Genomic DNA, 583 nt, shown 5'->3' with positions numbered 1-583 from the left:
TGCGCCTTTGATCGAGCAAGAATTGGTAAAAAATGAACATGATTTGGAAGAAATTATCCAAAATTTGGTAGAAATCGGAAAAAGTTTGGATAAAATCGTTGTTGCAACAGGTAATGTACATTATCTGAACGAAGAAGATGCCATTTACCGAAAAATTTTGATCAATTCTATGGGCGGAGCGAATCCGTTGAATCGTCATAGTTTGCCGGATGTCCATTTCCGAACAACCGATGAGATGCTAACTGCATTTCACTTTTTAGGGGAAGAAACAGCGAAAGAGATCGTAGTAGAAAATACGAATAAAATCGCAGATATCTGCGAAGAAGTGATTCCAGTCAAAGATGAGCTTTATACACCGAAGATTCCAGGTTCAGAAGATGAGATATCAGAATTGAGTTACACAAAAGCAAAACAAATGTACGGAGATCCGTTACCTGAAATTATCCAAAAACGATTAGAAAAAGAGTTGAATTCTATTAATGGTAATGGCTTCTCGGTTATTTATCTGATCGCCCAAAAACTTGTGCATAAAAGTAATGAAGATGGCTATCTAGTAGGTTCACGTGGCTCTGTTGGCTCTAGC

General features: G+C 37.6%; 1 protein-coding gene. It reads left to right on the top strand.

The annotated features are described in order from the left end of the window. On the top strand, nt 1–583 hold a 583-nt coding region (locus tag ACFFUV_RS23690; RefSeq protein ID WP_446697925.1), incomplete at both ends, for a hypothetical protein.

It is taken from the genome of Vibrio olivae (assembly GCF_042428525.1).
GTDB classification, from domain to species: Bacteria; Pseudomonadota; Gammaproteobacteria; order Enterobacterales; family Vibrionaceae; genus Vibrio; species Vibrio olivae.
This window is presented reverse-complemented; position numbering and strand designations above follow the sequence as displayed.